The organism is Glaciecola sp. HTCC2999 (assembly GCF_000155775.1).
Classification (GTDB): domain Bacteria; phylum Pseudomonadota; class Gammaproteobacteria; order Enterobacterales; family Alteromonadaceae; genus Opacimonas.
In genome coordinates, this window is record NZ_DS989816.1 from 26,101 (window position 1) to 35,872 (window position 9,772).

At 41.9% G+C, this 9,772-nt stretch carries 10 protein-coding genes and 1 pseudogene; 8 read left to right on the forward strand and 3 right to left on the reverse strand.

The genetic code is table 11. The features are described from left to right. Positions 1-136: 136 nt before the first annotated feature. Positions 137-622, reverse strand: coding sequence for a peptidylprolyl isomerase (locus G2999_RS11010; RefSeq protein ID WP_010181755.1), 486 nt, complete (start codon positions 620-622; stop codon positions 137-139). A 14-nt stretch (positions 623-636) separates the two neighbouring features. Then, positions 637-1,527: a folate-binding protein YgfZ gene (locus G2999_RS12465; protein ID WP_010181757.1), complete on the reverse strand. Its 891-nt coding sequence runs from the start codon at positions 1,525-1,527 to the stop codon at positions 637-639. A gap of 194 nt (positions 1,528-1,721) precedes the next feature. Here G2999_RS12465 and G2999_RS11020 point away from each other — a divergent pair, with 194 nt between their 5' ends. The 3 genes from G2999_RS11020 to G2999_RS12715 are packed head-to-tail and all read left to right on the forward strand — an operon-like array spanning position 1,722 to position 3,219. Continuing rightward, entirely contained in the window at positions 1,722-1,982 is a 261-nt protein-coding gene (locus tag G2999_RS11020) for a succinate dehydrogenase assembly factor 2 (protein WP_010181759.1), read from the forward strand. Continuing rightward, complete coding sequence (locus tag G2999_RS11025; RefSeq protein WP_010181761.1) at positions 1,972-2,283, forward strand: hypothetical protein; 312 nt, start codon at positions 1,972-1,974, stop codon at positions 2,281-2,283. The genes G2999_RS11020 and G2999_RS11025 overlap by 11 nt, the downstream gene beginning before the upstream one ends. 45 nt (positions 2,284-2,328) lie before the next feature. Then, positions 2,329-3,219: a MaoC/PaaZ C-terminal domain-containing protein gene (locus G2999_RS12715; protein WP_010181764.1), complete on the forward strand. Its 891-nt coding sequence runs from the start codon at positions 2,329-2,331 to the stop codon at positions 3,217-3,219. 8 nt (positions 3,220-3,227) lie between these two features. Here G2999_RS12715 and nadB read toward each other — a convergent pair whose 3' ends face one another. Beyond that, the gene (gene nadB, locus G2999_RS11035) at positions 3,228-4,832 is read right to left on the reverse strand and encodes an L-aspartate oxidase (RefSeq protein WP_010181766.1); all 1,605 of its coding nucleotides are present in this window, start codon (positions 4,830-4,832) and stop codon (positions 3,228-3,230) included. Positions 4,833-5,033: 201 nt separating this feature from the next. Here nadB and rpoE point away from each other — a divergent pair, with 201 nt between their 5' ends. From rpoE to lepA, 5 genes and pseudogenes are all read left to right on the forward strand, one after another. Then, positions 5,034-5,615, forward strand: a complete 582-nt coding sequence (rpoE, locus tag G2999_RS11040; protein ID WP_010181767.1) for an RNA polymerase sigma factor RpoE — start codon at positions 5,034-5,036, stop codon at positions 5,613-5,615. A 91-nt stretch (positions 5,616-5,706) separates the two neighbouring features. After that, positions 5,707-6,294 (forward strand): sigma-E factor negative regulatory protein, encoded by a 588-nt coding sequence (locus tag G2999_RS11045; RefSeq protein WP_010181770.1) that lies wholly within the window; start codon positions 5,707-5,709, stop codon positions 6,292-6,294. Continuing rightward, a complete protein-coding gene (locus tag G2999_RS12475) occupies positions 6,294-7,337 on the forward strand; it encodes a MucB/RseB C-terminal domain-containing protein (protein ID WP_010181774.1) in 1,044 nt (347 codons plus the stop codon). The genes G2999_RS11045 and G2999_RS12475 overlap by 1 nt, the downstream gene beginning before the upstream one ends. Beyond that, complete coding sequence (locus G2999_RS12720; protein ID WP_010181776.1) at positions 7,334-7,837, forward strand: SoxR reducing system RseC family protein; 504 nt, start codon at positions 7,334-7,336, stop codon at positions 7,835-7,837. Before G2999_RS12475 ends, G2999_RS12720 begins: the two co-directional genes overlap by 4 nt. Before the next feature lie 139 nt (positions 7,838-7,976). Next, positions 7,977-9,772, forward strand: a pseudogene (lepA, locus tag G2999_RS11060) (translation elongation factor 4).

The following is a 9,772-nucleotide window of genomic DNA, read 5'->3' on the forward strand; positions in this document are numbered from 1 at the left end:
CATCCGTACGGGTGAAGCTGGTGATGAGGCGTTATAATTAAGGTTTGTTCAGTTGAAATGCTGGCGATAAGTATATAAAAAAGGGTATCTATTTAAGTGATACCCTTTTTTGTCACTATTTTATACCGCTACAGGCTTAGTGACTATGGCCACAACCGCCTGCACCATGGGCATGACCATGTTCAATTTCTTCATCTGTTGCTGCGCGTACATCTAAGATTTCTACATCGAAGGTCAAATCCATGCCGGCGAGTGGATGATTACCATCAACGACCACTTCATCCTCAGTCTCATCGACGATCATGACGGTTTGCTCGCCTTCATCTGTACTGGCACGAAACGTCATACCGACTTTAACTTCGTTATCACCAAACATGGCCTTTGGTACATGTTGCACTAGTTGTTCATGACGTTCACCATAAGCATCTTCTGGTTTGACTTCAGTAACAAAGGTATCACCTTTGACTTTATCATTTAGCGCATCTTCTAGGCCTTGAATCAAATATTGACTCCCTTGTAAATGCACCATAGGCTCGCCATCACGAGACGAATCAATTTGAGTACCGTCAGTCGTTGCGACAGTGTAGTGCATGGTAACAACGGTATTTTTAGCAATATTCATGTAAATCAGTTCCTTTATTGTGCGTCTAACGAGTATGGTAACGCTTGCGTTGATACTATTATGTCAGGTTGTGATTTGAGTCTCAAGGGCACATCTATTTCGGTATCATTGGGTAAAACGGCAAAAAGATACGTATGGCCATCACATTGTCCGCTAGATAGAATCTGTCCACCTCTGCGCCAGTTATCACCGACCTGTAGCTCAAGTAGTTCACCTGCTTGGATATTAACGAGTGAGTGACACTTTAAAATATAGCCAGCGCGTTTGTTTTTACCTAAATATTTTGTACGAGCAACGACTTCTTGACCCATGTAGCAGCCTTTTTTGAAATCAATTGCATCTAGTGCCTGTAAATTCAAAATCTGTGGTACATATTCATTACTCGTAGATGAAGTAATCGCACCAATACCCGATTGGATATCTAGAGCTTGCCACACGGCTGAGCCATCGGGCAAATCACTATTTGCACTGCTGTCTCGGCTGACATGAAGGGCACGTGTAATGGTTTGATTAGACATCGATAACACTAATTGCTCATCAGTACACGTTACTTGACCATATTCACCTGCATCACTGCCGCTACCGGTGAATGAAAATTCGTTGGAGGCATCGACGATCTCTACTTGTGAGAATACACCATATTTTTTGAGTTCGCTTAACGCCGATGGAATGACGTCTTTAGGGCAAATTAATAACAGCGCATCATCCCAGAAGCTGGCTTGGAAAAAACTCCACATTTTGCCTTTAAAATCGCAGTGAGCGCCGAAAGTCCAGCGTTCTGAATTGAGTGTCTCGATATTACATGTAACCTGACCTTGAATATATTTGACCTTATCAGTACCGGTAATTTTAATAATACCTAAATGAGGAAGATGGGCTTGCCATTGTGGGGTAAATTCAGTCAAAACAATTTCCTATGAGTTAGCATTATATAATAATGTGTGTCTTGCCAGAAAAAACAAGATGATGTGTCACTTTTTTACAGATAAATGCGTAAACAAGACTAACGAACAGATGATTTTAAACCGATTTGCGTTATCATGAGGCATAAATCAAACGCAGTATGTGTATCGTATAACGATAATCTTGAGGATAGTGAATGTTCACGGAAAAACGAGTCAACCGATTAAAATGGGCGTGTCGCCGAGGCATGCTCGAATTAGATGTATTATTTTTACCATTCGTCGAAGCCGCATTTGATGAGTTAGATGACGGTCAAAAACTGACGTTTGAGCGTTTGTTAACTTGTGATGATCCTGATTTGTTTGCATGGTTCATGGGACATCAGCAATGTCATGATCCTGAATTGGCAGGTATGGTAGATATGGTGTTACGTCGCGTTAAAGTGTATGGCGACTAATCGATTAGGTTCTAGTCATATCACCTTTTTTATTGCTTGGAAGGGATTATGGGCCCGTTCGGTGTCACGCTCTAATTTGCGCTATGAACTGGTTATTACCCATCATTTAGGGTTGCCCAATCAAGCAAGTATCTGTCTTAATACATATCAAACACAGTTATCCCCACTGTCGAATCATTTTGGCAGTTGGTTAATGTTAGTATTTGGGCCGTTTACCCGCTTTGTTCATCGTTCACAATTATCAGAGCGAAGCTTTCGCCGTCTGACACGCATTATTGTTGCACTTCGGCATACACACTAATGCGTCATGCAATGATAAAAGTGTGTGATGAAAATAAGGAGCATTATGCTTAGGTTGTTGTTTCACTCTGGTGATAAAGCGGTCACTTCAGGTAAAAGATTACCCGTTCTGCCAGACCTAGAAATTAGCAATACATTTGCTCTGAGTGATCTTGCTGATAATATTTATCAATATCACTGTTGTGTTGATTGGTCTGTGTCACTTAACGTTATCCATCCTTGTTGGTTTGCGATGCGCGCGATTGCATTACAAGCAGATTTATTTAAAGACGATGCCCAGCCTTTCAAAGCGTTAGGTTTGGTCCATGTGGCTAATCATATTAGGATGCATCGTTGGGTAGAGCCTCATGAAAGGGTCACGATGACCAGTCGATTTGGAAAAGTCTGGTCACATAAACGCGGCTATATGTTCAGTGTATTGACGACCGTGATGAGTGGGGATGAGTGTGTCTTAGAAATCGAAGCACATAACTTAGCGCGTCAATCTGACATCATCGAGGGAGGGCTAGTACCTTATCCTAAACCAGAGATCCTGAGTGCTGACAATGCCATTATTACGAATAAGCCACTGGCGTTACCAAGTGACCTGGGTAAAGTCTATGCAAAAATTTCGGGTGATTATAACCCGATACATTTACATCCACTCAGTGCCAAACTTTTTGGTCTGAAACGTCACATTGCTCACGGCATGTGGACCAAAGCAAAAGCGTTTAGTGTCGTGGCTAAACAGTTGTGGGAAAAGGAACTAACTGCACACATATCACCGACGCTCCCTAATCAATTACAAATTGACGTGCAGTTCATGCAGATGATATTCCTGCCTGCGCAGATTGAGTTCGAATTTACACTTGACCCATCAGCCCCCCATCAAGCCGTTTTATGGGTGACCAGCACACAAGCTCCTAAACCTTATTTACAGATGACAGTATCATGGTAATAAATAGACTAGCTATTTAAGTCGTTTGGATTCAGTACTGTGGGCTTCGCTTCTGGTAACATATCAGGGTAATCTAAATTATAATGCAATCCGCGTGATTCTTTGCGACGCATTGCGCATAGGACAATAAGTTGTGCGACAGTCACTAAGTTGCGTAGCTCTAATAAATTATTAGACACGCGGAAATTAGAATAATAATCATGGATCTCTTGTTGGAGTAGCTCAATCCGACGCAAAGCCCGTTGTAAGCGCTTATCCGTGCGCACAATACCTACATAATCCCACATTGAGAGACGCAGTTCGTGCCAGTTATGTTGGATAATAACTTCTTCATCAGAATCTGTGACTCGGCTCTCATCCCATGCGGGAATTACTTCAGAATAATCGGCACTATTTAGCTTACTTTGAATATGTTGAGCTGCTGCACGTGCAAACACAATACACTCCAGTAGAGAGTTACTCGCCATACGATTAGCGCCATGTAAGCCAGTATACGCTACTTCACCAACCGCATAGACGTTGTCTAAATCGGTTTTAGCGTGTTTATCGGTGACCACACCACCACAACTATAATGTGCGGCGGGAACCACAGGGATTGGCTGACGTGTAATATCAATACCAACAGAACGACATTTACGGTAAATGTTTGGGAAGTGCTTGATGATAAAATCATTAGACTGATGCGTGATATCTAAGTACATGCAATCTTGGCCAAGTCGTTTCATCTCAAAATCAATAGCTCGGGCGACGATGTCGCGTGGTGCTAAATCACCGCGTTCATCAAATTGATGCATAAATGGTGTACCATCGGCATGCACTAGTTTCGCCCCTTCACCGCGTAGCGCTTCGGATATCAAAAACGTACCAGCGTCAGGATGGAACAGACATGTAGGATGAAACTGATTAAACTCCATATTGGCGATAGAACAACCTGCTCGCCACGCCATGGCAATGCCATCACCACTGGATACATCAGGATTTGAGGTATATTGATATACCTTACTGGCCCCGCCGGTGGCTAATATCACAAACCGTGACTTAATGACTTCAACGCGTTTAGTTTGGCAATTATAGACGTACGCCCCAAGAGCATGTTCAGGGTTATGCTGCGATTTAATTAAATCAATCGCGTTATAATCTTCGAAAATATGAATGTTGGGATGTTGCAAAACAGCATCTACTAAGGTGACTTGAACGGCTTCACCTGTTGCATCGGCTGCATGTAAGATGCGGCGATGACTGTGGCCACCCTCTCGGGTTAAATGGTACTCGCCATCGGACTTATCATCCAGACGGTCAAATGGCATACCAAAATCAATCAACCATTTCATGGCGTCCGCTGCATTTGAGGCAGTAAAGCGCACAGCATCTTCATCACATAAGCCAGCCCCTGCGATGAGCGTATCTTGGACATGCGAATCGACAGAATCATTTTCTTCATCAAAGACCGCTGCAATACCACCCTGGGCGTAACGCGTCGATCCTTCTTTAATATTGGATTTTGATAAGACAATCACCTGGCTATGATCAGCTAAGCTTAGCGCTACACTTAACCCAGCGGCACCACTTCCGACAATTAATACATCACATGCATGTTGAATCGACAAAATCATTTACCTTAATAACGATAAGTTTCAGTTCACTTATCTTTAAAAAACAAGAATAATAACGAACTTTAATCATAAATGGCAGTCTATAAAAGGCATTGAGTGTGCGATAAATTAAGTTTTATGTGTCGATTGATGTAAAATGTACATCAATCGCAGCCAAAATATATGTCATTTCTTTCATGCACCACAGGAGTAGTAGCTCAAGTGAGCGAACATTTTACCGACCAACAGCTTGTTGACAAAGTCAAAGAAGGCGATAAAAAAGCCTTTAATTTATTGGTCCTTAAATATCAAAATCGCGTGACGAATATTGTGTCACGCTATATCAAAAATAATGGCGATGTAGCAGATGTTACCCAAGAAGCGTTTATTAAAGCTTACCGTGCATTACCTAATTTTCGTGGTGACAGTGCCTTCTATACATGGCTTTATCGCATTGCAGTAAACAGTGCTAAAAATTATTTAGTGTCGCAATCGCGTAAACCTCCTGCGAGTGATGTTGATGCTCAAGAAGCTGAATTCTATGAGGGAGCCGATGCTTTGCGAGAAGTTGCTTCACCTGAAAGTAAGTTGCTGACCAAAGAAATTGAAACTGCATTGTTACGTGCGATTGAGCGCTTACCAGATGAATTAAGAGTGGCGATCACTTTTCGTGAAATGGAAGGTATGAGTTATGAAGAAATCGCAGAGATTATGAGTTGTCCTGTCGGTACAGTGCGTTCACGGATCTTTCGTGCCCGAGAAGCGATAGATGCGGTTATCGCGCCATTAATTCATAATAAATAAATTACGAATTAAATTGAACTATTTACGTAATTGGTATACTAAAGTTAAAATAAACGTATATTGCACAAGCAATAACAGTGAGAGATGACATATGAGTGAAAAATTTGAACAGCTTTCAGCATGGGTCGATGGTGAAGCATCGACGACTCGTGTTGATGATGTCAAAGCCGATGTTCAGTTACAACAAAAATGGCAAGATTATCACTTAATGGGTGACACGTTGCGTGGTGACGAAGTGCTACTGACCGATAAAAGTTTGTTGGAAAGTATTGCTGATGCGTTAGATGATGAACCGACTGTCTTAGCTCCATCTACTAAGTCACGTGTGATCCCAATATGGCAAAATGTCGTTTCATTAGGCAAACAATCTTCTCAGTTTGCTGTGGCTGCGGGGGTGGCAGCGGTCATGATTTTAGGTGTGCAAAATTACAACACTGAAGCGACTCAGCCTTTCATGACGGCACCGACATCAGGTCCGCAAGGGGGATTAGCGCCAGTAAGTTTATCTCAATCACGCACTATTCAAACCCCTGAACAACAGTTAAATGAACGTCAGGCATTATTAGAACAGCGTAAACGAATCAATGCATTGCTTGTGGATCATCAGCAACAAGTCAGGTTGCAAGCGGCCCAAATTACCACTAACGAGCAATCCGAAAAGCAGGTGAATCCAGACTAATGCAGGCTCATCCATATTTATTACAGCGACCTGCCTTTTCGGTAGTGTCGCTTTTTTCGTTTTTCACTGTATTATTTTTATTATACAGTTTACCGATCAATGCCCAAGCCGCTAACAATATGCCCCAAGCGACAAATATTGAAGCGCCGGAACTGTTAGCTAAAATGGCAGAAGCGACAAATACGCTTAATTATGCCAGTACGCTGATTGTGTATCGTCCAGGTGCTGAGCCAGTCCCTTATTTGTGGAAACATGGCATCAAAGATGATGTTCCTGTAGAAATGCTCAGTGAACTGAATGGTCCCAACGCTAAAACGCTACGCTATGGTAATCAGGTCAGTTATTTTAATCCTGATATGTCAGCACATTCTTTATTGCAGTCACATATTCATGGTCCATTTGCACATAATTTAATACGTTATCCTGAAGCCATTGCGACAGCTTATGAAGTTATTGTGGTAGGCAAAAGCCGTGTGGCAGGCAATGAAGCATGGCAAGTTCGGGTTTTGAGCCGTGATAATAGCCGTTATAACTATATTTTATGGGTGGATGCAGCATCATTTTTACCGTTAAAGTTAAATATGGTAAATGCGAAAGGTGATTTAATCGAACAAGTACAAGCGACCAATCTAACTATCACTGATACGCTCGATAATGCGTTTGTTGATATGGCACTGAAAGATTTACCTGCCGTCATGCATATCAATCCACCCAAATCATTTCGTCTTAACTGGGGAGTCACACACTTACCACTAGGAATGAAACAGGTTAAGCGAGACATTCATCGCCTATCGATTACCGAAGATGTGGTGGAATATATCTTATTATCCGATGGTATGGTTGACGTATCGGTGTATCTGCAAAAAGCAACGTATCAGCAAGCTGAAGATGTCTTATTCACTAAAGATGCAGTGACATTTTTATCGCGCGTCACCGATAATATCCAAGTCTCAGTGGTAGGTAAAATTCCGCCAGCGACTGCACAGCGTATTATGCAGATGATAGCATCAGTTGAAGCTAACGACGTACAACCTAACCCATGATTATTGAGCAAGGGATAATCACCGATATTACACACAATGCTCACAAAGAGCAGGTCATTGAGGTATCTACGGCGATTAAAACAACATGCGGCAGCTGTCAGGCGGAAAGCAATTGCAGTACCAGTGTGGTTGCTAAGTTTTTCACACCCAAAGCCGAAGCATTTAAATTTACGGTCGATGAAACAGTCTCAGTAGGTCAACAAGTGGAGTTAGGGATCACTGAAAACCGCTTGGTACAAGTGTCGTTTTATTTGTATTTATTACCTATCATGGTCTTTGTTATTACCACTGCTTTGAGCATCGAGTTATTAGCCGATACTGCTTTTGGGCATGAGCTGGTTGCTTTATTAGTCGGATTAATGTCGACCATAGGGACGTTCTTCATCATTTCGGGTAAATTAAAAGCTGACCAACAACAATCGACTCCCGCGTTAATTAAAATTTTGCCGATGAAGTCTCAATTCCCTGTTCAAGCTATTAAAATACAAACGATTGATTAGTGTATGTTGTGTTTTACTTACAATCTGATGCAGTAAAATTCGCATTTACCCTCGGTTCAAGGTAAAATCACGCGATTAATTATCAGTATGGATGTCATTACTGATATAGCATTATTTAACCTAGGTATCTTCAGCATTTATGCAACATAAAAATATCCGTAACTTTTCGATTATCGCTCACATTGATCATGGTAAATCAACCTTATCTGACCGCCTTATTCATCAATGTGGTGGTTTAACTGATCGTGAAATGGCAGCACAAGTGCTTGATTCTATGGATTTAGAACGCGAACGTGGGATTACGATTAAAGCGCAATCTGTGACTTTAAATTATACGGCTAACGATGGTGAGGTTTACCAGCTTAACTTCATTGATACGCCAGGACACGTCGATTTTACTTATGAAGTATCTCGCTCGCTTGCAGCCTGCGAAGGTGCGCTATTAGTCGTCGATGCTGGACAGGGTGTTGAAGCGCAAACATTAGCCAACTGTTATACGGCGATTGATATGGATATGGAAGTGGTCCCGATTCTAAATAAAATCGATTTACCACAAGCCGACCCGTTGCGAGTCGCCGAAGAAATTGAAGACATTGTAGGTATTGATGCGCTTGACGCAGTGCAATGTTCCGCGAAGACTGGCGTGGGTATTACTGAAGTATTAGAAGAGATTGTGGCGAAAGTACCACCGCCTGAAGGGGATCCAGATGCCCCATTAAAAGCTCTGATCATTGATTCATGGTTTGATAACTACCAAGGTGTTGTTTCATTAGTACGCGTCATCGATGGACAGTTAACTAGCAAAGATAAAATTAAAATCATGTCAACTGGCGTTGTTCATCAGGTCGATAAAGTCGGTATTTTTACGCCAAAAGCAAACAATACTGGGGTACTTCGCAGCGGTGAGGTGGGCTTTATCATCGCAGGTATCAAAGAAATCCATGGTGCCCCGGTAGGTGATACCATCACGCTTTCCAATAACCCTGCTACCGAAGTGTTACCTGGGTTTAAAAAGGTTAAACCGCAAGTTTATGCGGGTTTATTTCCAGTCAGTTCAGATGAATATGAAGATTTTCGTGATGCCCTGGCTAAATTAAGTCTTAATGATGCTTCATTATTTTATGAACCGGAAAGTTCAGCCGCGCTTGGTTTTGGTTTCCGTATTGGTTTCTTAGGTATGTTACACATGGAAATCATTCAAGAGCGTCTCGAACGTGAGTATGATTTGGACCTAATTACTACAGCACCTACGGTAGTGTATGAAGTATTAACGACGAAAAACGAAGTCTTAACCGTGGATAACCCGTCTAAATTACCGCCTATTAACGATATCGCTGAAATTCGTGAGCCGATTGTGGAAGCGAACATCTTAGTACCATCAGAATTCTTAGGTAACGTCATTACCTTATGTATCGAAAAACGCGGTGTGCAAACCAATATGGCATATCATGGTAAACAAGTTGCGGTTACTTACGAACTGCCTATGGCAGAAGTGGTTTTGGATTTCTTTGACCGCTTAAAATCAACTTCTCGAGGCTTTGCATCATTAGATTATAACTTCAAAAAATTTAATCCCGCTGATATGTGCCGCTTAGATATCCTGATTAACGGTGAGCGTGTTGATGCCCTTGCCATTATCACGCACAAAGACAATGCCCAATATCGTGGTCGTGACTTAGTAGACAAGCTACGTGAATTGATTCCTCGTCAAATGTTTGACATCGCTATCCAAGCCGCAATTGGTACACATGTTGTAGCACGTAGTACGGTCAAACAGCTACGTAAAAACGTCATCGCGAAGTGTTATGGTGGTGACGTGAGTCGTAAGAAAAAACTGTTACAAAAACAAAAAGACGGTAAGAAGCGTATGAAACAAGTAGGTAATGTTGAATTGCCACAAGACGCCTTTTTAGCGATATGAAGGTAGGTAAATAA